The 20869-nt window shown below is 72.7% G+C and carries 20 protein-coding genes and 1 pseudogene; 10 read left to right on the top strand and 11 right to left on the bottom strand.

Going from position 1 to position 20869, the window contains the following annotated elements; translation table 11 throughout:
• Positions 1 to 263: 263 nt before the first annotated feature.
• From OG254_RS08880 to fxsA, 4 genes are all read left to right on the top strand, one after another.
• A complete protein-coding gene (locus tag OG254_RS08880) occupies positions 264 to 704 on the top strand; it encodes an Lrp/AsnC family transcriptional regulator (RefSeq protein WP_405579204.1) in 441 nt (146 codons plus the stop codon).
• A 59-nt stretch (positions 705 to 763) separates the two neighbouring features.
• Entirely contained in the window at positions 764 to 2368 is a 1605-nt protein-coding gene (locus OG254_RS08875) for an amidohydrolase (protein ID WP_405579202.1), read from the top strand.
• 555 nt (positions 2369 to 2923) lie between these two features.
• Positions 2924 to 3745 (top strand): polyprenol monophosphomannose synthase, encoded by an 822-nt coding sequence (locus OG254_RS08870; RefSeq protein ID WP_405579200.1) that lies wholly within the window; start codon positions 2924 to 2926, stop codon positions 3743 to 3745.
• A gap of 97 nt (positions 3746 to 3842) precedes the next feature.
• Positions 3843 to 4397, top strand: coding sequence for an FxsA family membrane protein (gene fxsA, locus OG254_RS08865; protein ID WP_405579198.1), 555 nt, complete (start codon positions 3843 to 3845; stop codon positions 4395 to 4397).
• A gap of 191 nt (positions 4398 to 4588) precedes the next feature.
• Here the strand turns inward: fxsA and OG254_RS08860 are convergent, their stop codons facing one another.
• From OG254_RS08860 to OG254_RS08845, 4 genes are all read right to left on the bottom strand, one after another.
• Positions 4589 to 4963, bottom strand: a complete 375-nt coding sequence (locus OG254_RS08860; protein WP_109379407.1) for an RNA polymerase-binding protein RbpA — start codon at positions 4961 to 4963, stop codon at positions 4589 to 4591.
• A gap of 279 nt (positions 4964 to 5242) precedes the next feature.
• The gene (locus tag OG254_RS08855; protein WP_405579196.1) at positions 5243 to 6601 is read right to left on the bottom strand and encodes an MFS transporter; all 1359 of its coding nucleotides are present in this window, start codon (positions 6599 to 6601) and stop codon (positions 5243 to 5245) included.
• A gap of 53 nt (positions 6602 to 6654) precedes the next feature.
• Positions 6655 to 7425 carry a glycerophosphodiester phosphodiesterase gene (locus OG254_RS08850; protein ID WP_405579194.1) on the bottom strand — a complete coding sequence of 257 codons (771 nt, stop codon included), beginning with the start codon at positions 7423 to 7425 and terminating at the stop codon, positions 6655 to 6657.
• Positions 7422 to 8102, bottom strand: a complete 681-nt coding sequence (locus OG254_RS08845; protein ID WP_405579192.1) for a YitT family protein — start codon at positions 8100 to 8102, stop codon at positions 7422 to 7424. The genes OG254_RS08850 and OG254_RS08845 overlap by 4 nt, the downstream gene beginning before the upstream one ends.
• Positions 8103 to 8203: 101 nt before the next feature.
• Here OG254_RS08845 and OG254_RS08840 point away from each other — a divergent pair, with 101 nt between their 5' ends.
• Complete coding sequence (locus tag OG254_RS08840) at positions 8204 to 9703, top strand: PLP-dependent aminotransferase family protein (RefSeq protein WP_405579190.1); 1500 nt, start codon at positions 8204 to 8206, stop codon at positions 9701 to 9703.
• A gap of 94 nt (positions 9704 to 9797) precedes the next feature.
• Here OG254_RS08840 and OG254_RS08835 read toward each other — a convergent pair whose 3' ends face one another.
• Positions 9798 to 11432: an ATP-binding protein gene (locus OG254_RS08835; RefSeq protein WP_405579188.1), complete on the bottom strand. Its 1635-nt coding sequence runs from the start codon at positions 11430 to 11432 to the stop codon at positions 9798 to 9800.
• 40 nt (positions 11433 to 11472) lie between these two features.
• Complete coding sequence (locus OG254_RS08830) at positions 11473 to 11667, bottom strand: hypothetical protein (RefSeq protein WP_004002760.1); 195 nt, start codon at positions 11665 to 11667, stop codon at positions 11473 to 11475.
• Between the two features lie 338 nt (positions 11668 to 12005).
• Between OG254_RS08830 and OG254_RS08825 the strand changes: the two genes are divergently transcribed.
• Together OG254_RS08825 and OG254_RS08820 are read left to right on the top strand one after the other, a co-directional pair.
• The gene (locus OG254_RS08825; RefSeq protein WP_405579185.1) at positions 12006 to 12398 is read left to right on the top strand and encodes an ankyrin repeat domain-containing protein; all 393 of its coding nucleotides are present in this window, start codon (positions 12006 to 12008) and stop codon (positions 12396 to 12398) included.
• A gap of 301 nt (positions 12399 to 12699) precedes the next feature.
• A complete protein-coding gene (locus OG254_RS08820) occupies positions 12700 to 14118 on the top strand; it encodes a HEAT repeat domain-containing protein (protein WP_405579182.1) in 1419 nt (472 codons plus the stop codon).
• A 78-nt stretch (positions 14119 to 14196) separates the two neighbouring features.
• Here the strand turns inward: OG254_RS08820 and OG254_RS08815 are convergent, their stop codons facing one another.
• On the bottom strand, positions 14197 to 14415 hold the full coding sequence (locus tag OG254_RS08815) for a hypothetical protein (protein WP_405595669.1): 219 nt from the start codon (positions 14413 to 14415) through the stop codon (positions 14197 to 14199).
• On the opposite strand from OG254_RS08815, the gene OG254_RS08810 reads away from it, so the two are divergent.
• The 3 genes and pseudogenes from OG254_RS08810 to OG254_RS08800 form a co-directional block, all read left to right on the top strand.
• Entirely contained in the window at positions 14317 to 15447 is a 1131-nt protein-coding gene (locus OG254_RS08810) for a glycosyltransferase family 1 protein (protein WP_351196423.1), read from the top strand. The genes OG254_RS08815 and OG254_RS08810 overlap by 99 nt on opposite strands.
• Positions 15444 to 16604, top strand: coding sequence for a glycosyltransferase (locus OG254_RS08805; RefSeq protein ID WP_147997247.1), 1161 nt, complete (start codon positions 15444 to 15446; stop codon positions 16602 to 16604). Before OG254_RS08810 ends, OG254_RS08805 begins: the two co-directional genes overlap by 4 nt.
• Positions 16601 to 17431: pseudogene (locus OG254_RS08800) on the top strand (SGNH/GDSL hydrolase family protein); the annotation flags it as partial. The gene OG254_RS08805 and the pseudogene OG254_RS08800, both read left to right, overlap by 4 nt.
• Before the next feature lie 348 nt (positions 17432 to 17779).
• Here OG254_RS08800 and OG254_RS08795 read toward each other — a convergent pair.
• Genes OG254_RS08795 through OG254_RS08780 form a run of 4 tightly spaced genes read right to left on the bottom strand, consistent with a single transcriptional unit; the run spans position 17780 to position 20854 of the window.
• On the bottom strand, positions 17780 to 18649 hold the full coding sequence (locus tag OG254_RS08795; protein WP_405579180.1) for a biotin-dependent carboxyltransferase family protein: 870 nt from the start codon (positions 18647 to 18649) through the stop codon (positions 17780 to 17782).
• Positions 18646 to 19263: an allophanate hydrolase subunit 1 gene (locus tag OG254_RS08790; RefSeq protein ID WP_405579177.1), complete on the bottom strand. Its 618-nt coding sequence runs from the start codon at positions 19261 to 19263 to the stop codon at positions 18646 to 18648. The genes OG254_RS08795 and OG254_RS08790 overlap by 4 nt, the downstream gene beginning before the upstream one ends.
• Positions 19260 to 20018, bottom strand: coding sequence for a LamB/YcsF family protein (locus OG254_RS08785; RefSeq protein ID WP_405579175.1), 759 nt, complete (start codon positions 20016 to 20018; stop codon positions 19260 to 19262). Before OG254_RS08785 ends, OG254_RS08790 begins: the two co-directional genes overlap by 4 nt.
• A 20-nt stretch (positions 20019 to 20038) precedes the next feature.
• A complete protein-coding gene (locus OG254_RS08780) occupies positions 20039 to 20854 on the bottom strand; it encodes a putative hydro-lyase (protein ID WP_405594905.1) in 816 nt (271 codons plus the stop codon).
• Between the last annotated feature and the right edge of the window lie 15 nt (positions 20855 to 20869).

Below are 20869 nucleotides of genomic sequence, written 5' to 3'. Positions count from 1 at the left end.
TCTCCCCCTCGGGCTGGGCCGTGACGGCACTGCGGCCTCGACCACAGCAAGCACTTCCCGCCTGTCCTCGGCATTAATCACGGGTACATCACGGAGCCTGTTCGGGGGCTGTGGCCTTCGTCACATGCCGCTCGCAGGTGCCCGTGGCGGCCGGTTTGTCCCTCAGGCGGCACACAGCCGGCGGCCGGCCACATCACAAACCGGGCATGACCTGGGCTGCTGAGGTATCCGATGAGATCAGCAGCACTGTAGGTTCTTGCGCCATGGAGGAGCTGGACCGACAAATCGTGCAGCTGCTCGTCAAGGACGGGCGGATGAGTTACACCGACCTGGGCAAGGCCACCGGCCTGTCCACGTCGGCCGTGCACCAGCGGGTGCGCCGGCTGGAACAGCGCGGCGTCATCCGCGGCTATGCCGCGGTCGTCGATCCGGAGTCCGTGGGGCTGCCCATGACGGCCTTCATCTCGGTGAAACCGTTCGACCCCAGCGCCCCCGACGACATCGCGGACCGGCTCGCCGACGTGCCCGAGATCGAGGCCTGCCACAGCGTGGCCGGTGACGAGAACTACATCCTCAAGGTGCGCGTGGCCACGCCGCACGAACTCGAGGAACTGCTGGCCCGGGTGCGTTCGCTGGCGGGGGTCTCCACCCGGACGACGGTGGTGCTGTCCACACCGTACGAGGCACGGCCGCCCAAGGTCTGAGCGCCACCGCGGCGGACCCCCGTCGGGAGGCGCCCGGGGGAGGCGCGAGACTGTTCCCCATGAGTGAGTCCACCGCCCAGCCGAAGACCGTCCTCCTGCGCCGGGGCGAAGTCCACAGCCCCGCCGACCCCTTCGCCACCGCGATGGTCGTGGAGCGCGGCCAGGTCGCCTGGGTCGGGTCCGAGGGGGCCGCCGACGCCTTCGCGGACGGTGTGGACGAGGTCGTCGATCTGGACGGTGCCCTGGTCACCCCCGCGTTCACCGACGCCCATGTGCACACCACCGCCACGGGCCTCGCCCTGGCCGGCCTCGACCTGTCCGGCGCCCCGTCCCTGGAGACGGCCCTCGCCCTCGTACGGGACTTCGCCGCCGCCCGGCCGGACGACCGCGTCCTGCTCGGGCACGGCTGGGACGCCTCCCGCTGGCCCGGCGGCCGCCCGCCGACGCGCGCCGAGCTGGACGAGGCCACCGGTGGCCGCCCGCTGTACCTGTCCCGGATCGACGTCCACTCGGCGGTCGTCACCACGGCCCTGCTCGACATGACGCCGGGCGACCTCGGCGCCGTGGACGCCCCGCTCGTCGCCGGCGCCCACCACGCGGTGCGCGCGACCGCGCTGGCCTCCATCACCCCGGCCCAGCGTGTCGAGGGCCAGCGGGCCGCCCTGGCGCACGCCGCCTCCCTCGGGATCGGCACCGTCCATGAGTGCGGCGGGCCGGACATCTCCTCCGAGGACGACTTCACCGGGCTGCTCCGGCTCGCCGCCGAGGAGGCCGGGCCACGGGTCGTCGGTTACTGGGCCGAGCAGGACGTGACGAAGGCGCGTGAGCTCGGCGCGCTCGGCGCGGCCGGTGACCTCTTCGTCGACGGCGCCCTGGGCTCGCACACCGCCTGTCTGCACCAGCCGTACGCCGACGCCGCCCACACCGGCACCGCCTACCTGGACGCGGGCGCCGTCGCCGCCCATGTCGCCGCCTGCACCGAGGCCGGCCTCCAGGCGGGCTTCCACGCGATCGGCGACGCCGCCGTGACCGCCGTCGTGGAGGGCGTGCGCGCCGCCGCCGAGAAGGTCGGCCTCGCCCGGGTCCGCGCCGCCCGGCACCGGGTCGAGCACGCCGAGATGCTCTCCCCCGACACCGTCGCGGCCTTCGCCGAGCTGGGCCTGACCGCCTCCGTGCAGCCCGCCTTCGACGCGCTGTGGGGCGGCGAGGAGGGGATGTACGTGACGCGCCTCGGCGCCGAACGCGCCCGCTCACTGAACCCCTTCGCGGCCCTGCTGCGCGCGGGAGTCCCGCTCGCCTTCGGCTCCGACAGCCCGGTCACCCCCCTCGACCCCTGGGGCACCGTCCGCGCGGCGGCCTTCCACCACACGCCCGAGCACCGGGTGTCGGTGCGCGCCGCGTTCACGGCGCACACGCGCGGCGGCTGGCGGGCGATCGGGCGCGACGACGCGGGCGTCCTCGTGCCGGGCGCACCCGCCGACTACGCCGTGTGGCGCACCGACGAGCTGGTGGTCCAGGCACCCGACGACCGGGTCGCGCGCTGGTCCACCGACCCGCGCTCCGGCACCCCCGGCCTGCCCGATCTGACCCCGGGCCGCGAGCTGCCGGTCTGCCTGCGCACGGTGGTGGGCGGACGAACGGTCTTCGTACGGCCGGGCGAGTGATCTCCCGGGGTGGCGCGAACCCGATCATCGCGCGCCGCCCCGTCGCGCGACCTGCGCATCCTCTGCGTTGACCAGCGAAAGCGGAGAAAAACCGCAGGTCAAACGGCTGTTGACAGGCGGAGGCCCGAGGCCGGTAGGTTCGGCCGAGTCCACCACCGGACGCCCGACCGGACAACCGCGGAACTTCCGGGAACCCGTCGCAACGCCGCTGGGTCAGGGACGGTGTGCCGCACCGGGCACCGCCACTGGGAGCCAGGCTCAGCGCTCGCGCGGCGACGACGGAACTTTCCGGCCGGTCGGGGAGGTGTGACCCGGGTGGGGCCCGGGCGCTCAGTAGACAACGGCTTTCGGTCGATCCGCAGCCAGCGGGTCCCAGGTCGGCCCGAAGGGCGCCGGGCCCCCATCCGCAGCAGGACCGCGCCGGCGTACGGTCACGCAAAACCTGCACGTGCTTCGCTCTTGTGGAATCGACACCGGCATACGAACGTGCTGTCACGTCAGCGCAGGCCGCGCCCACTATGGTGGACGTCTGCGTACGGAAGTGAAGGGGCAGCAGTGAACGACGGCGACGGGACCCTCGGGGCACAGGACCGCGGGAGGCGGTTCGGGCCGCTCGGCACGGCGTTGGTGATCATTCCGACCTACAACGAGGCGGAGAACATCAAGAGCATCGTCGGCCGGGTCCGCAAGGCGGTGCCGGACGCCCACGTGCTGGTGGCCGACGACAACAGCCCCGACGGCACCGGCAAGCTCGCGGACGAATTGGCCGCCGATGACGACCATGTCCAGGTCCTGCACCGCAAGGGCAAGGAGGGCCTCGGCGCGGCCTACCTCGCGGGCTTCCGCTGGGGCATCGAGCACGACTACGGCGTCCTGATCGAGATGGACGCCGACGGCTCCCACCAGCCCGAGGAACTGCCCCGCCTGCTGACCGCCCTCAAGGGCGCCGACCTCGTCCTCGGCTCCCGCTGGGTGCCCGGCGGCCGGGTCGTGAACTGGCCCAAGTCCCGGGAGTTCATCTCCCGCGGCGGCAGCCTGTACTCGCGCGTCGCCCTGGACCTCCCCCTGCGCGACATCACCGGCGGCTACCGCGCCTTCCGCCGCGAGACCCTGGAGGGCCTCGGCCTCGACGACGTCGCCTCCCAGGGCTACTGCTTCCAGGTCGACCTCGCCCGCCGCGCGGTCAAGGCCGGCTACCACGTCGTCGAGGTGCCGATCACCTTCGTCGAGCGGGAGCTCGGTGACTCGAAGATGAGCCGCGACATCCTGGTCGAGGCGCTGTGGCGGGTCACGACCTGGGGGGCGCAGGAGCGGGTGGGCAAGCTGCTGGGCCGCTCCAAGCAGTCCTCACCGTCGCAGCCGCCGCCCCAGAAGTAGCTCCGGGACCGCACGGCGGGCGCCGACCCCCGTGCGCGGTTCAGGCGTCGGCCGGCCGCTTATCCCGCTCTGAGCCGGGCCCAGGCACACTGGACGCATGACGAGTGGTGCACCGACCCCGACGTATCCCGCCCGACCCCGGCGTTCCCGGCTGCGTACCTTCCTGCCGCTGGGCATCGCCGCGTGGCTGGTGCTGGAGATCTGGCTGCTGACCGTCGTCGCGGACGCGGTGGGCGGGCTCACGGTGTTCCTGCTGCTTCTCGCCGGTCTCGTGCTCGGCTCCGTGGTGATCAAGCGAGCGGGCCGGCGGGCCTTCCAGGCGCTGAACGAGGCGATGCAGCGCGGCGGCACCCCGTCGAGCGGCGGCGGCAACGGTCTGATGATGCTGGGCGGCCTGCTGATCATGCTGCCGGGCCTGATCTCGGACGCGGTGGGCCTGCTCCTGCTGATCCCGCCGGTCCAGAAGGCCCTGAGCGGGTACGCCGAGCGGACCTTCGACCGCAAGCTCCGCGAGGCGGGCTCCGGTTCGCTCGGCGACGCCTTTCAGCAGGCTCGGATTCACCGCCCCGACGGCAAGGTCGTGCAGGGTGAGGTCATCCGGGACGAGCCGGGGGACGCACCGCAGGAGCCGCGGCCGCCGCTGATGGGCTGAGCCCGCTTCCGTGCCGGGCCGAGCCCCGCACACGAACGCCGGGTGCCGGGTCCCGCCCGGAAACGCCGAGTGCCGGGTCGGGTCCCGCCCGGATCCGGGCACACGAAACCGCGGGCGCCGTACGTCGTGATGACGTACGGCGCCCGCGGTTGTACGCGTTACCTGGTAAGTGCACCCAAGCCGCGCTGGGACTATGCGGACTTGCGGCTGTCCCGGGGGTGAACTGCGATGTTCATCGCCCCGGAGCGCAGTACCGCAAGACGTTCCTCGAGGACCTCTTCGAGTTCCTCGCGGGTACGCCGCTCCATCAGCATGTCCCAATGTGTACGCGCGGGCTTGCCCTTCTTTTCTTCTGGGCCATCGCCGTCCACGAGGAGTGCCTGGGCCCCGCAGACCTTGCACTCCCACTCCGGCGGAATCTCCGCCTCGACCGAGAAGGGCATCTCGAACCGGTGCCCCTTCTCGCATGCGTACTCCACGGCCTGGCGCGGGGCCAAGTCGATGCCGCGGTCCGTCTCGTAGCTGGTCACCACGAGGCGCGTGCCGCGAAGAGCTCGCTCACTCATGAATCGTGCCTCCCGGGCTTGTCGCCCACAGGACAGGTGTCGCTGTCGTCGTCATCCGGTCAACGTCCGGTCGGCGGTAAAGATTCCCGTTCCGTGTCACGTTCCGGGTCGTGTGTCGCCGTTTGTAGCCTCAGCCTTGCTGACCAATGTCGTACCCACCGGCGCCCGGTTTGTCACATCTGCTAGCAGATGTAACCCAGCGTTTCGGCATCTTTGACGCGCAGTAACGGTACGCCTGGCAGGCCAAACGCGTACACTACCGCCCTTTCACTCGGAACGCTAAATCGTTGTCGGCACCGGGTTCCCCGCGTCGCTGATCGCCCGGCGCACCGGAACCCTCGCGAGCAGGGCGAATCCGATGATGAAGAAGGCCACCAGGGAGATGATCGCGTCCCGATAGCTTCCGGTCAGCTGGTAGGTGAGCCCGAACAGCAGGGGCCCCAGCCAGCTCATACCGCGGTCGCTGAGCTCGTACGCCGAGAAGTACTCCGCCTCCTTCCCCGGAGGGACGAGGTGCGAGAACAGGGACCGGGACAGGGCCTGGCTGCCGCCCAGGACCAGCCCGATGCCGGACGCGAGCACGAAGAACCAGACCGGCGCCCCGGCCGGCAGGAAGTACCCTGCCGCCAGCGTCACCGTCCATGCGATCAGCGAGCCGAGGATCGTCCGCTTGGCGCCGTAGATCCGGGCCAGCCGCCCCATCCCCAGCGCGCCCGCCACCGCCAGCACCTGGACCAGCAGCACGGCGCCGATCAGCGTGGACTGCCCGAGGCCCAGTTCCTCGGAGCCGTAGATCGACGCCTGGGAGATCACAGTCTGGATGCCGTCGTTGTAGATCAGGTAGGCGAGCAGGAAGGCGAGCGTCAGCGGGTGGCGGCGCATGTCGCGGATGGTCGCCGCGAGCTGCCTGAAGCCCATCGCGCCCGGCGTCTTCCCGGTCCGCTCGCCGGTGGACCGGCGGTCGCGCAGCCGCCGGAGCGGGATGATCGCGAACGCACCCCACCACAGGCCCGCCGACGCCAGACAGATGCGCACAGCGGTGCTCTCCGAGACGCCGAAGGAGTCGTGCGCCAGGTACAGGACCAGGTTCACGATCAGCATCAGCGAGCCCGACGCGTAGCCGAAGGCCCAGCCCCGGGAGGAGACCGCGTCGCGCTCCTCGGGCGGGGCGATCTGCGGAAGGTAGGAGTTGTAGAGCATCATCGCGACCGACTGGGCCGCGTTGGCCACGATCAGCAGGACGCCACCGAGCAGATAGCGCTCGCCGCCCAGGAAGAACATGGCCGTGGTGGCGGTCGCTCCCACATAGGCGGCGATCGCGAGCAGGGGCTTCTTACGGCCGGTGCGGTCGGCGGCGGCGCCCACCAGGGGCATCACCAGGACGGCCACGATGACCGACAGGGACACCGAGTACGCGAAGAACGAGCCCGCACGCACCGGGATGCCCAAGGGGTGGACGAATCCGTCCGCGTCCGCAGCCTCCTCGGCGACCGATGTCAGATACGGGCCCAGGAACACGGTGAGCACGCTCGTCGAGTAGACGGAGCACGCCCAGTCGTAGAAGTACCAGCCGCGCTGCTCGCGCCGCCGTCCCGCGGCCTCGTCGGCCGCGTCGGTTCGCACGGTATCGGTCCCCACCCCGTGCCCTCGCTTCCCCGTGATCCCGCGCGAGGGCGGCGCCGGAGACCGGGTCAGACCCAGACGCCCCGGTCCTCCATGACCTTGCGCAACGTGTCGATGTGATCGGTCATGATGCCATCGACGCCCAGGTCCAGGAGCCGGTGCATCGCATCGGGATCATTGATGGTCCACACGTGCACCTGGAGCCCGCGCGCGTGGGCGGCCCGTACGAAGCGCTGGTCCACCACATGGATGCCGGACTGGACCTCGGGCACCTGGGCGGCGACCGCCGAACGGCGCAGCGCGGCCGGCACTCCCCAGGAGCGCAGCCGCAGGTTGAGGACGCCCCGGGTGCCGTACGACGTCGCAAGACGCGGGCCGGCCAGGCGCTGGGCGCGGATGACACGGGCCTCGGAGAAGGAGCCGACGCAGATGCGGTCCCAGGCGTTCGTACGCTCGATCAGCTCCAGGAACGGGTGCAGGGCCGGCTCCGCCTTGAGGTCGACGTTCCAGCGCACCTCGGGGAAGGTCTCCAGGAGCTCCTCGAAGAGGGGCACCGGCTCCTTGCCGGCCACGCGCGCCTGCCGTACGTCGTCCCAGGGCAGGTCGGCGATCCGGCCCGCTCCGTCCGTCACCCGGTCCAGGGTCGAGTCGTGGAAGGCGACGAGCTTGCCGTCGCGGGTGGTGTGGACGTCGGTCTCGATGTACCGGTAGCCCGTTTCGACCGCCCGCCGGAACTGCAGCGCGGTGTTCTCCAGGCCGTCCGCCGCCCCGCCCCGGTGGGCGAAGGGGATGGGGCCGGGGTGGTCGAGGTAGGGGTGGCGTATCCGCGTGGTGCTCACGGACGCAGTATCGCGCGCCGGGGTTGCCCGGTGGCAACGACCGTGCTTCCGTCCGATGCCGGGGGAACGGCGAACACGCGCAGGAAGAGCTGGGCGAGCGGGCCGATCGACACCGCGTACAGGAGGGTGCCCACGCCGACGGTGCCGCCCAGGGCGAAGCCGGTCGCCACGACCGCGATCTCGACGGCCGTACGCATCAGGCGGATCGAGCGGCCGGTGCGCTGGTGCAGGCCGGTCATCAGGCCGTCCCGGGGCCCGGGGCCGAAGCGAGCGGCGATGTACAGGCCGGTCGCCGCGCCGTTGAGCACGATTCCCGCCACGAGCAGCGGGATCCGCACGGCCAGGGAGTGCGCCTCGGGGAGCAGGGCGAGGGCGCCGTCCAGGGCGATGCCGACCACGAAGACGTTGGAGACGGTGCCGAGACCCGGGCGCTGGCGCAACGGGATCCACAGGAGCAGCACCGCCGCGCCGATGATGATCGAGACGACGCCGATCGTGAGGCCGGTGAGCTCGGCGAGGCCCTGGTGCAGCACGTTCCAGGGCTCCAGGCCCAGGCCTGCCTCGACGAGCAGTGCCGAGCTCACGCCGTACAGCGCGAGCCCGAGGTAGAGCTGTGCCAGCCGTCGTAGGAGATGCCCCTGCGTGAGCCGCTGTGTGAGACGTCCCTGCGTGGACAAAACGTGCCCCCCCTGTGGTGGTAGTGGCCTGATGCATGACACCCTGTGGCTTGGGTTGCCATGCCATCCATGGCCAATTCGGAGAAGGTGGACTGGAAATCATGGCGCAGTGGACTTCCGCGGTGGGGGCCGCGCAACTCGCCCGGCTCCTCACCTCTCAGCAGGATCGCCCCGCCGGGCCCGGCAGCAAACGCCCGCCCGCGTACCGGGCGCTGGCCGACGGCATCCGGCTGCTCGTCCTGGAGGGCCGCGTCCCGGTCGCCGCGCGGCTGCCCGCCGAGCGGGAACTGGCCCTGTCGCTGTCCGTGAGCCGTACGACGGTGGCCGCGGCCTACGAGGCCTTGCGCAGTGAGGGGTTCCTGGAGTCGCGGCGGGGAGCCGGCAGCTGGACCGCCGTACCGGCCGGGAACCCCCTGCCCGCGCGCGGGCTTGAGCCGCTGCCGCCCGAGGCGCTCGGCTCGGTCATCGACCTGGGCACCGCGGCGCTGCCCGCGCCCGAGCCGTGGCTGACCCGTGCCGTCCAGGGCGCCCTGGAGGAGCTGCCGCCGTACGCCCACACCCACGGCGACTATCCGGCCGGGCTGCCCGCGCTGCGGTCGATGATCGCCGACCGGTACACGCAGCGCGGGATTCCGACCATGCCCGAGCAGATCATGGTGACGACCGGGGCGATGGGCGCCATGGACGCGATCTGCCATCTGTTCGCGGGGCGCGGGGAGCGGATCGCCGTCGAGTCGCCGTCGTACGCCAACATCCTCCAGCTGATGCGGGAGGCGGGCGCCCGGCTCGTGCCCGTCGCCATGGCCGGGGGGCTGGCCGGCTGGGACGTGGACCGCTGGCGGCAGGTGCTGCGGGAGGCCGCGCCCCGGCTCGCCTATGTCGTCGCCGACTTCCACAACCCGACCGGGGCGCTGGCCGACGAGGACCAGCGGCGCAAGCTGGTCGACGCGGCACGGTCGGCGGGGACGGTACTGGTCGCCGACGAGACGATGAGCGAGCTGTGGCTCGACCCGGACCTGGACATGCCGCGGACCGTCTGCGCCTTCGACCCCGCCGGGTCGACCGTGATCACCGTCGGCTCGGCCAGCAAGGCCTTCTGGGCGGGGATGCGGATCGGCTGGGTGCGGGCGGCTCCCGACGTGATCCGCAGTCTGGTGGCGGCGCGCGCCTACGCCGACCTGGGCACGCCCGTGCTGGAGCAGCTGGCCGTGAACTGGCTGTTCGGCACGGGAGGTTGGGAGCAGGCGGTGGAGCTGCGGCGTGCGCAGGCTCGCGAGAACCGGGACGCGCTCGTGGCGGCCGTCCGACGGGAGCTGCCCGAGTGGGAGTTCGAGGTGCCGCAGGGCGGGCTCACGCTGTGGGTGCGCACGGGCGGCCTGTCGGGCTCGCGGCTCGCGGAAGCGGGGGAGCGGGTGGGGGTTCGGGTGCCGTCCGGGCCTCGCTTCGGGGTGGACGGGGCCTTCGAGGGGTATGTGCGGCTGCCGTTCACCGTGGGGGGCGCCGTGGCGGAGGAGGCCGCGGTGCGGCTGGCCGCGGCGGCTCGGCTGGTGGAGAGCGGGGTTTCCGGGAGTGGCGACGCGGCGAGGCCGTTCGTGGCGTGAACGACGTCGGGGGCGCCGGCCTGCGGGACGGCACTCGGACCGCGCGGGCTGCGAACGGCGCTGTGAGGTCCGACGGGTGCTATTCCGACGGGTGCTATGAGGTCTCGGCCACGACGGCCTCGGCCGGTACCGGCTCAGGCTGCTGCTGCGGCTTCGCCATCTTCGGCAGCGCCTCCACCTCCACCGGCGTCGTCCGCTCCGGCAGTAGCTCCAGTACGGCCTGGCGGTGGGCGTCGCTCGTCGCGTCGTCGTAGGGGTCCGGAGTCGCCGGGACCTGAAGGCGGTGGACGGCGCCGGTGCCGAGGCGGGCGTAGCCCCGGCCGGGCGGCACGTCGGCGACCGGCGTGGTGTGCGGAGGGGCGCCCAGGGCCGACTCCAGTTGCTGGGCCGTCGCGGCGCCGAGCACGACACGCGCGCGTGTGTGCTGCCGTACCGCGTCGGACAGCGCGTCCATGGCGTCCCACTGCTCGGCCACGACCACCGTGACGTTCGCCGCGCGGCCGTGCCGGAGGGGCACCTGGAGCAGCGATTGCGGGTCCCGGCGGCCGTCCGTCGAGGCGAGGTGGGAGAACGCGGTCGGGCGGTCCAACAGGAGCCACAGCGGGCGCTTGGTGTCGTCCGGCGGCGGGTTGCCGGCCTGCCGGGCCCGGTTCACGGCGATCAGGCGCCGCTCCGTCTCGGTCGCCGCCCACTCCATGCTGGCGATCGCCCCGGCCAGCCCGCACTCGACGGCCAGGACGCCGTCCCGTCCGGTCAGGCAGGCGTACTCGCCGGTGCTGCCGCCCTCGACGATGACGACGTCGCCGTACTGGAGGGCCTGGAGCGCGATGGAGCGCATCAGGGTCGAGGTGCCGGTGCCCGGCTGGCCCATGACCAGCAGGTGCGGCTCGGTGGAGCGGATGCCGGTGCGCCAGACGACCGGGGGTACGTCGCGCTGCTCCACACCATGGGTGAGGGGCAGCGTGCGCTGCGTCCGGCTCGGGTCGGTGAAGCCGAGGACCGTCTCGCCGGGGGCCGTGACGAAGCGCTGGGCGGCGATGTCCGTGGGCAGCGGAGCGAGGACGCTGACCATGAGCTCGTTGCCCTCCTCGTCCCAGTCGAAGTGGTACTCGCGGCCGCGGCCGGACTTCGTCGTCAGCAGGTGCTCGATCCGCGCGCGGGCCTGCGCCTCGCCGTCGGTGAAGTAGGCGGGGTAGCGGACGAGGAGCCGGCTGACCCGGCCCGTGCCGTCGAAGTCGTACTCGGGGAAGGCCTTCTGCCACTCGCCGCCGTGGGTGTACAGCGGTGCCGGGTCCTCGGCCGCGGAGAAGTACGGGACCAGCGCCTCGTACAGCGCCCTCAGCCGCTCCAGCTGGGACTCGTCGGGGCCCTCGGGAGTCGACGGACCCCGGTCCCGGCCCTGCCAGGCTGCCGCCGCCATCAGGGTGATGACGGCGAGCAGCGGCCCGTACGGAACGAGCGCCACGACCAGGATCACCGAGGCCACCAGGAACAGCAGCGGACCGCGCTTGTCCTTGGGGGTCTCGGCCCATCTGCGCCGCCCGGCCGAGGCCAGCCGGCGCAGACCACGGGTGATCGTGATCAGTGGATGGAGGACGTCAGAGGCGCTGTCGCTCGCCGTCCGGGCCAGCTCCCGGCTTCGGGCGATCTGTGCCCGGGCCATGTCCCGGCTTCGGGCGATCTGCGCGCTGCCTGTGCTCAGGATGCGGGGGAGGGGGCGGCGGGCCACTGCTGTCTCCTACAGGTGCGTACGGGCGGGTGGAGCGGCGTCAGAACTGGATGCCGCCCAGGAGGCTCGCGAGACTCTCGCCGCCGGCCTTGATGCTCGGGGCGATGGCCGTGCTTGCCAGATAGAAGCCGAACAGGGCCGAGATCAGGGCGTGCGACGCCTTCAGCCCGTCCTTGCGGAAGAAGATGAAGACGACGATGCCGAGCAGAACGACGCCTGAGATGGAGAGGATCATGTGAGTGCTCCTGGATTGTGGGGACAGTCACCATGAGTACTTCCAGGCTCACAGGATGTATCCATACGATAAAAGGTGCAACTGGGTGAAATTCAGCAAATTTCCCCCAGGTGGCGGAGTGTCCTTGACCGGATGAGCTTGGGTGTCGTGTCCGGCTGTGTCTGCGATGATCTTTGCCTCGGGCGTATCGGGTCATGTGCCGCGCTAGCCAGTACGCTGGCGAATCACTCGTACGGCCGAGCACCGCTCGCCGGCCGTACCCTTGCTCCCCGCAGGAACCAGCAGTGCCCGGCAGTACCCAGCAGTCCCCGTGTTCGTAGTGAGAGGCGGTCCGGCCGATGACTGATGCCCCCGACCCCGAGGTCGTGGAGCTGGCGACCAAGATCTTCGATCTGGCCCGGCAGGGGCAGACCGAGGCGCTTGTGGAGTACGTCGACGCGGGCGTTCCGGCCAACCTCACCAACGACCGCGGCGACTCCCTGGTGATGCTCGCCGCCTATCACGGCCATGCCGAAGCGGTGCGCGCCCTGCTCGCCCGGGGCGCCGAGGCCAGCCGTGTCAACGACCGAGGCCAGACGCCACTCGCCGGCGCGGTCTTCAAGGGTGAGACGGAAGTGATCAAGGCTCTTCTGGAAGGCGGCGCCGACCCGGCCGCGGGCACTCCCTCGGCCATCGACACCGCCCGCATGTTCGCCAAGACGAAACTGCTCGAACTGTTCGGCGCTCACTGAGCCGAACGCTCCGACCAGCGAAAACACAGAAAACGGGGGAGGCGGTACAGGGCCGCCGAAATTTCGGTCGCGGCAGATGGAAGTGCCGAGTCATCATGACGTCGTGATTCACGGACGCGATGGCTGGGCAGGTGTTGCCGCACCGCGCGGGCCGTGATCCGGTCCGCATGGGCCACCTACGAGAGGCAGAGGAAGATGGTCTACAGCAAGCAGGAAACGGCGGGCGCCCCGACGTGTTGTCACGCGGCCAGGTGAAGCAAGAACCCCGGTTGCGTCGACGCTTGATGTGAGGCTGTTTCCCATGTTCGAACCGGTCATAGCGCCCAGCGGTACGCTGCTCGGCCTGCTCCAGCGGGGCCGCGGCGACGGCACACTGCACGCGCTCACCGCCCCGCGGGCCGAGGCGCTCGCGGCGCTGAACCACTGCGTGCTGCGGGACCCCCGCCACGACTGGCAGGTGGAGAACCGCTCCCTGTACTACGCCCGTCTCTACCTCGATCTGAACGGCGAGCTGGACGAGATCGAGGCTCACCTCTTCGACGTCGAGGACGCCCTCGACACCGAGGAGTCACGCACCGGGCTGACCCTCGCCGTCCTCGGCCACCTCGCCTCCTACGGCAGGCGGGACGCCCTCGCACTGCTGCGCAGGTACGCCGCCACGGGCTCCAACTGGGCCTGGGCGCTGGACGAACTCGCGCTCAGGGACGACGACACCGGGCTGCGCGCCCTCGCCGCGCCCGTGCTCGCGCGCTTCTCCAGCGATCCCGAGGGCGAGGCCGAGCTGGCCGTCGCCGTACGCGATGCTTTTGAGCCACGGCCATGGCGGCTGTGGGCCGATGATCCGCGCGAATCGATCGCCACGCGTGTGCGTGCCGCTCAGGAGGCCGGCTGTTTCGACCGCTGGCAGCGGCAGATGCGACCTACCGGGCCCCGTCCGGGGTGGAGCGTGCAGGCGGTCTTCGAGTGGGCTCAACAGGGCATCGAGCGCGGTGTCGCGCTCCATGTGCCCGCCGCACGGTGCCTCATGGCCGTCGCGGGCCCCGAGGACCGGCCGGAGATCGTCGCCGCCGCCAAGGACGGCATCGACGGAGCCCGCTGTACTGCCTTGCGTTACCTCGCCGACAGCAACGACCCGGAGGCCCTCGACCTGATCGAAGCGGCCGTCGTCACCGGCTCGTCGGCCGTCGTGGAGGCCGCTGTGGACGCCTTCGAGCGGATGCGCAGCGTCGCCGCCGTCGACCGTGCGCGCGGCTGGGCCCGACGGCCCGATCCGCTGGGCGCCGCCGCCGGACGCATGCTCGCCTGCCGGGGCGCCGCCGGGGACAAGGACCTCGTCCTCGCCGCGCTGCGGGAGGCCGTACGGGGCGAGGGCCCCGACGCCCCGACCCTGTGGACCCTCGTCGACGGCACCGGACGGCTCGGCATCGCCTGCGCCGCCCCCGTGCTGCGCCACATCTACCGCGAGACCGCCTCCTCCCACCTGCGCGGACGCACCGCCCGTGCGCTCGCCGCCACCGATCCCTCCTTCCCGTCCGGATTCGCCGTCGAGTGCCTCTGGGACTGCGAGGAGACCACCCGCGAGATCGCCGCCCGGCACGCCGAGACCGGGGACGCGCGCGTCGTCGAGCGACTGCGCCGGCTCGCCGCCGATCCGGCCGAGGAGGCCGAGGTCCAGACGGCCGTACGCAGCCGCATCGGACCCGACACGACCACCGGCTGACCGGCGCCCGGGACATGTGTTCACCCTGTGAAACTCGCGGAGATCCGCCCGCCGGGTGAACACGGGATGACCAGCGGGTCAGGCGCGCATGGACGCGACCTGACCCGCCCGGGTGCGCAGCGGAACGCTCATGGGACGTTTGTCGTTCGGAAAGATCCACTTTGACGCGGCCACGTCCAGCACGGCGACAACACGGGTATGCGTGTCGTCATCGTGACCGAATCCTTTCCCCCCGATGTGAACGGCGTGGCCCACTGCGCGCTCCAGACCGCCCGACACCTCGTCGATCGCGGTCACGCGCCCCTCGTCGTCGCACCGGCTCCCGCTCCCGGGAACAAGGCAGCCGCCTCCATGGCGCCCTGCCCCGTCGTCCATGTCCCCTCCCTCCCGCTCCCCGGCTATCCCCAGGTCCGGGTCGCGCTCCCCAGCCGGCGCCTCGCCGCCGCGCTGATCCAGCACCAGCCCGACATCGTGCACCTGGCCAGCCCCTTCGTCCTCGGCGTGCGCGGCATGGCCGCCGCCGCCCGGCTCGGTATCCCCGCCGTCGCCGTCTACCAGACCGACCTGGCCGGATACGCCCGCACCTACATGGGTGCCGGCGAGGCCGCGGCCTGGCGGCGCATACGGTCCGTCCACTCCGCCGCCGACCTCACTCTCGTCCCGTCCAGCGCGTCCATGAACGACCTGCAGGCCCACGGGGTGCCCCGGCTCAAGCTGTGGGCACGCGGCGTGGACACCGCCCGCTTCCGCCCCGAGCTCCGCGACGAGAAGCTGCGCCGCGAACTCGCCCCGAACGGCGAGGTCATCGTCGGCTACGTCGGGCGCCTCGCCCCGGAGAAGCACATCGAGCTGCTCTCCGGCGTGTGCCGCCTGGCGGGCGTGAAGGTCGTCATCGTCGGCGACGGGCCGAGCCAGCCCGCGCTCGCCGAGGCGCTGCCCGGAGCGGTCTTCCTCGGCCGCCGCGGCGGGGACGACCTCGCCCGGATCTTCGCCTCGTTCGACATCTTCGCCCACACGGGCCCGTTCGAGACCTTCTGCCAGACCGTGCAGGAGGCCATGGCCAGCGGTGTGCCGGTCGTCGCGCCCGCCGCGGGCGGTCCGCTCGACCTGGTCGACCACGGACGCACCGGCCTGCTGGTGCCGCCGCGGGACGCCGACGCCGTACGCGACGCCGTGCAGTCCCTGGTCGCCGACCCGGCGCTGCGGGCCGCGTACGGTGCCGCCGGACACGCCACCGTCGACGGCCGCACCTGGGCGGCCATCGGCGACCAGCTGATCGGGCACTACAAGGACGTCGTCGCCGCGCGCCGGACGGTGGTGGCGGCATGACCGGCCTGCGGATCGTCCGGCTCGCGAACTTCGTCGCGCCCGCCTCCGGGGGGCTGCGCACCGCGCTGCGCGAGCTGGGCAAGGGCTTCAAACTGGCGGGCCACGATCCCGTCCTGATCGTGCCGGGTGAGCGGTACAGCGACTGCGAGACCGAGCAGGGCCGTGTGATCACCCTGCCCGGCCCGATGCTGCCCGGCACCGGCGGCTACCGCGTGCTCATCGACAAGCGCCGGGTCGCGTCCCTCCTGGAGGAGCTCGCCCCCGACCGCCTGGAGGTCTCCGACCGCACCACGCTGCGCTGGACCGGCAAGTGGGCCCGTCGTGCCCGCGTCCCCGCCGTGATGGTCTCCCACGAGACCGCCGACGGCGTACTGCGCACCTGGGGCCTGTCGGAGAACCTGTCCCGGCGCGCCGCCGACGCCCTCAACCTCCGTACGGCACACACCTACTCCAGGGTCGTGTGCACCACGGAGTTCGCCGAGCGCGAGTTCGTGCGGATCGGCGCCCGCAACGTCGTACGGGCACCGCTGGGCGTCGACCTGATGAACCGCCGTCCCACCATGCGCGACGCCGCCCTGCGCGCCACCCACGCGCGGGCCGACGAAACGCTGCTGGTGATGTGCTCCCGGCTCTCCGTGGAGAAGCGGCCCGGCACCGCGCTGGACGCCCTGGAGTCGCTGCGCCGGCGTGGAGTGCGCGCCGTGCTCGTGGTGGCAGGGAACGGCCCGCTGCGCGCGGGGCTGGAGAAGCGGGCCCAGGAGCGCGACCTGCCGGTGACCTTCCTCGGGCACGTCGCCGACCGCAGCCTGCTCGGCGCGCTCCAGGCCTCCGCCGACGTCGCCCTGGCTCCCGGGCCCGCCGAGACGTTCGGGCTCGCCGCACTGGAGGCCATGGCCTGCGGCACGCCCGTGGTGGCGAGCGCGTCCTCCGCGCTGCCGGAGGTGATCGGTTCCGCCGGTGCCACCGCGGCGGACAACGGGGACGCCTTCGCGGACGCCGTGGAGATGATCCTCGACCGTCCGGAGCGTGAGCGCCGGGAGGCGGCACGCGCGCGTGCGGAGTGCTTCGGCTGGGGCACGGCGGTGGACGCCTTCCTCACCGCGCACGACGCCGCTCTGCCGGCTCGTCCCTTCGTGCGTGCGGAGGGCGCGGCATGAGATCGCTCCGTTACGTCGCCCTCGGGGACTCCCTGAGCGAGGGGGTGGGCGACCGCGTGGGGAACGGGTGGCGCGGCTGGGCCGCGCTGCTCGCCGGCGGGCTGTCCGAACCGTCCGCCGAGTTCACCAACCTCGCGGTGAGCGGGGCGCAGACGCGGGACGTGCTGGAGACCCAGCTGCCCGCCGCTCTGGACCTGCGGCCCGACGTCGCGTCCGTCCTCGTGGGTGTCAACGACACACTGCGCAGCACCTTCGACATCGAGAAGATCGCCGAACGCCTCGACAAGGTCTACGCGTCGTTCACCCGCCAGGGCACGGCCGTCCTCACGGCCTGCCTGCCCGACCCGGGCACGATGCTGGGACTGCCGGCGGTCCTGGGCCATCCGCTGGCCCGGCGGCAGCGGGCCGTCAACACGGTCGTTCACACGCTGTCCGAGCGGTACGGCGCCGTGCATCTGCACGCGGTCGACGACCCCTGGATCATGGACCGTGCGATGTGGAGCGCGGACCGGCTGCATCCCGGGGAGCGCGGGCACCGGCAGATCGCCCTGCGTTTCCACGCGATGCTGGCGCACCGGGGCATCGCGACGCACACGGCGCCCTCGCCCGAGCCCGAGTTCGCGCCGCCCACCAAGTCGGCGAGCCTGCTGTGGCTGGCCACCGCGGGTACCGCCTGGGTGATCCGGCGGTGCAACGACCTGCTGCCCCAGCTGGTGCGCCTCGCCACCGTCGAGATGCGGCACCGAGCAAAGGGCACCAGCGACCGGCTCGACCGGCGAGCGGCACAGGCGGTCTCCATGGCGCTGGCCGCGTTGGCGATGCCGGAGGGCGTGGGGGCGGCCGGGCATCGGGCGGCGCCCGATTCGGTGGTGCTGCCCGGGCATGTGTCGGCGTCCGGGCATGTGTCGGCGCCGCCGGAGCATCGGCCGGTGGCCGGACATCGGCTGGTCCCCGAGCACCGGTCCGTGCCGGAGCACCTGTTGCTGCCGGAGGGGTTGTCGGTGCCTGTGCCGGGACAGCGCCCGGTCCAGGAGCCGGCACCGGAGGCGGCGTAGAGCACGCGTGCGTGGCGGGAGTGCCGTGGCGCACGCGTGCGTGACGGGTTGTGGCGGGGCGCACGTGCGCGTGGCGGGATGTGGCGGGGAGCGCGTGCGCGTGGCGGGTTGTGGCGGGCGTCAGCGGCGACGTACGGCCACGAAGCGGACCGGCGTGCCCGGTACCGCCTGTGCGGCGGCCGGGAGGTCGGCCGCGCGGACGACGGCGATCACCGGGTAGCCGCCCGTCGTCGGGTGGTCGGCGAGGAACACGACCGGCCGGCCGTCGGGCGGTACCTGGACCGAGCCCAGGACCACGCCCTCGCTGGGGAGTTCGCGGGTGAGCGCCCGTTCCAGGGCCGGGCCCTCGGTGCGCAGCCCGATGCGATTGCTCGACGGGGAGACGCGGTACACGCGGGAGGTGAAGGCGCGCAGGGCCCCTGGCGTGAACCAGTCGTCGCGCGGGCCGGGCGTCACGCGCAGGACGAGTTCGGCGGGGGGTGCCGGCTGCGGGGCGACGTCCACGCGTACGTGCCGCTGCGTCGGCCGGCCCAGGAGAAGGACCGCGCCGTCGGTGAGGGGCGGTGGACCGAGCCCGGACAGCAGGTCGGTGGAGCGGCTGCCGAGGACCGGCTCGACGGCGATGCCGCCGGAAACGCCCACATAGCTCCGTACACCTGAGACGGCCGCTCCCACGGCCAGGACCGCGCCGGCGGGGACGTGCACCGGGGCGCCCCAGGCGACCGGACGTCCGTCCACCGTGACCCGGCAGGGCGCGCCGCCGATCGCCGCGGTGACGGCCGAACGGGGCCGCAGCGTGCAGCCGTTGAGCGTGGTCTCCAGCACGGCCGCCTCCGGGGCGTTGCCGACGAGCCGGTTGACGAGAGCCGCCGCGGGCCCGTCGAGCGCGCCCGAGCGGGGCACGCCGAGGTGGGCGTGTCCGGGACGGCCGAGATCCTGCACGGTGGTGAGCGCTCCGGCGCGGACGACGGACAGCGCACGGTCGGTCATGAGCTCCCCACCGGGGCGAAGCGCACGCGCGTGCCCGGCGACAACAGCGCGGCCGGCACCCGCGTGTGGTCCCACAGCACGGTGTCCGTGGTGCCGATCAGCTGCCAGCCGCCCGGCGAGGAGCGCGGGTACACGCCCGTGTACGGGCCCGCCAGCGCCACCGCACCCGCGGGGACGGCCGTGCGCGGGGTGGCCCGGCGCGGCACGTCGTAGCGCGGCGGCAGGCCGGTGAGGTAGCCGAAGCCGGGGGCGAAACCGCAGAAGGCGACGCTGAACTCGGTGCCCGCGTGGATACGGGCCACCTCCCGCGCGGACACACCCCAGTGCGCGGCGACGTCGGCCAGGTCCGGGCCGTCGTAGCGCACCGGGAGTTCGACGACGTCACGCGCGCGTGGGGGAGCGGGAGGCACCGGCGAGGTGGTCAGCTCGGACGCGAGGCGGGCCGGGTCGGCGAGCCCGTCGAGCAGGACCGTCCGGGCCGCGGGGACGATCTCGCGGACCGACAGCGCGCCCTCGGCGCGGCGCCGCAGCAGCTCCGTGTGCAGCGCCCGGGCCTCCTCGCCCGAGGACACCTCGACGAGCAGGGCGTCGTCGCCGACCGGCAGCACCCTCATACGAAGGCCTCCACCCGGACACCCGACTCCTCCAGCCGCGCCCGCACCCTGCGGGCCAGCTCGACGGCGCCCGGCGTGTCGCCGTGCAGGCACAGGGAACGCGCGCGTACCTCGACCCATGCCCCGGAGCGGGCGGTGACCACGCCCGAGCGGGCCAGGCCCACCGAGCGCTCCACGACGGCCTCCGGGTCGGTGACCACGGCGCCGTCCTGGCCGCGCGGCACGAGCGTGCCCCGGTCGGTGTACGCGCGGTCCGCGAACGCCTCCGTGACGGCCGGAAGTCCGGCCTTCGCGGCCAGCTCCAGCAACCGCGAGCCGGGCAGGCCGAGCACGGGAAGCGTGTCGTCCGCCAGGAGCACGCCGTCGACGACCGCGCCGGCCTGCTCCTCGTCGTGCACGACGCGGTTGTAGAGCGCGCCGTGCGGTTTGACGTACGACACGCGCGTGCCCGCCGCCCGCGCGAAGACCTCCAGGGCGCCGATCTGGTAGGCCACTTCGGCCGCCAGCTCGCCGGGCGGCACGTCCATCGCGCGCCGCCCGAACCCCGCCAGATCTCTGTAGGAGACCTGGGCGCCGATCCGTACCCCGCGTTCGGCCGCCTGCTCGCACACCCGCCGCATGGTGGCCGCGTCCCCGGCGTGGAAGCCGCAGGCCACGTTGGCGCTGGTGACGACGGACAGCAGGCGTTCGTCGTCGGTGAGCTGCCAGCGGCCGAAGCCCTCGCCGAGGTCGGCGTTGAGATCGATGGAGGTCATGTGTCCCGTCGTTTCCTCGGTCAGGCGACGATGCGGTACTGCTCGTCGCGGGCGTCGGTCAGGAACATCTGGCCCGGCGCGTGGGTGATGGCGAACGGCGGGCGCGAGGCCATCACCGCGGCCTGCGGGGTCACCCCACAGGCCCAGAACATCGGGATGTCGTCCGGCTCGGCGTCCACCGGATCGCCGAAGTCGGGGCGGCCCAGGTCGGCGATGCCGAGCGCCGAAGGATCGCCGCAGTGCACCGGGCTGCCGTGCACCGCCGGGAGCAGACCTGTCTCCCGGAGCGCCGCCCTCACGTGCTGGGGCGGCACGGGGCGCATCGACACCACCATCGGTCCGTGCAGCCGCCCCGCCGGACGACACTGACGGCTGGTCACGTACATCGGGACGTTCCGGCCCTGTTCGATGTGCCGGATCGGCACGCCCGCCTCGGCCAGCGCCCACTCGAAGGTGAAGCTGCACCCGATCAGGAACGACACCAGGTCGTCCCGCCAATGGGCGCGCACGTCCGTGGGCTCGTCCACCAACTCGCCGTCCCGCCATACCCGGTAGCGCGGCAGGTCGGTCCGAAGGTCGGCGCCCTCGGCGAGCGGCGTCGTCCAGGAACCGGCGTCCGTGACGTCCAGGACCGGGCAGGGCTTGGGGTTGCGCTGGCAGAACAGCAGCATGTCGTACGCCCAGTCGGCGGGCACCGAGATCAGGTTGACCTGGGTGTGGCCCGCCGCGACGCCGGCCGTGGGGCCCGTCAGGCCCTCCCGGAAGCGGTCGCGGGCGGCTTTCGGGCTCCACGCGTGCGCGTGCTCGTCGACGAGGGTGAGCGGGCGGTCGTCCATGAGGGTCGGTGGCCG

Origin of the sequence: Streptomyces sp. NBC_01092, assembly GCF_045039535.1 — a bacterium.
Classification (GTDB): Bacteria; Actinomycetota; Actinomycetes; order Streptomycetales; family Streptomycetaceae; genus Streptomyces.
Note: the sequence above shows the minus strand (reverse complement) of the source record. Positions and strands in the feature narration are given on the sequence as shown.

Bases quoted from the DNA above. Each gene is read 5' to 3' on its own strand.
- OG254_RS08880 (WP_405579204.1), top strand. From the start codon at position 264: ATGGAGGAGCTGGACCGACAAATCGTGCAGCTGCTCGTCAAGGACGGG.
- OG254_RS08875 (WP_405579202.1), top strand. From the start codon at position 764: ATGAGTGAGTCCACCGCCCAGCCGAAGACCGTCCTCCTGCGCCGGGGC.
- fxsA (WP_405579198.1), top strand. From the start codon at position 3,843: ATGACGAGTGGTGCACCGACCCCGACGTATCCCGCCCGACCCCGGCGT.
- OG254_RS08860 (WP_109379407.1), bottom strand. From the start codon at position 4,963: ATGAGTGAGCGAGCTCTTCGCGGCACGCGCCTCGTGGTGACCAGCTAC.
- OG254_RS08840 (WP_405579190.1), top strand. From the start codon at position 8,204: ATGGCGCAGTGGACTTCCGCGGTGGGGGCCGCGCAACTCGCCCGGCTC.
- OG254_RS08830 (WP_004002760.1), bottom strand. From the start codon at position 11,667: ATGATCCTCTCCATCTCAGGCGTCGTTCTGCTCGGCATCGTCGTCTTC.
- OG254_RS08825 (WP_405579185.1), top strand. From the start codon at position 12,006: ATGACTGATGCCCCCGACCCCGAGGTCGTGGAGCTGGCGACCAAGATC.
- OG254_RS08820 (WP_405579182.1), top strand. From the start codon at position 12,700: ATGTTCGAACCGGTCATAGCGCCCAGCGGTACGCTGCTCGGCCTGCTC.
- OG254_RS08810 (WP_351196423.1), top strand. From the start codon at position 14,317: ATGCGTGTCGTCATCGTGACCGAATCCTTTCCCCCCGATGTGAACGGC.
- OG254_RS08805 (WP_147997247.1), top strand. From the start codon at position 15,444: ATGACCGGCCTGCGGATCGTCCGGCTCGCGAACTTCGTCGCGCCCGCC.
- OG254_RS08795 (WP_405579180.1), bottom strand. From the start codon at position 18,649: ATGACCGACCGTGCGCTGTCCGTCGTCCGCGCCGGAGCGCTCACCACC.
- OG254_RS08790 (WP_405579177.1), bottom strand. From the start codon at position 19,263: ATGAGGGTGCTGCCGGTCGGCGACGACGCCCTGCTCGTCGAGGTGTCC.
- OG254_RS08785 (WP_405579175.1), bottom strand. From the start codon at position 20,018: ATGACCTCCATCGATCTCAACGCCGACCTCGGCGAGGGCTTCGGCCGC.
- OG254_RS08780 (WP_405594905.1), bottom strand. From the start codon at position 20,854: ATGGACGACCGCCCGCTCACCCTCGTCGACGAGCACGCGCACGCGTGG.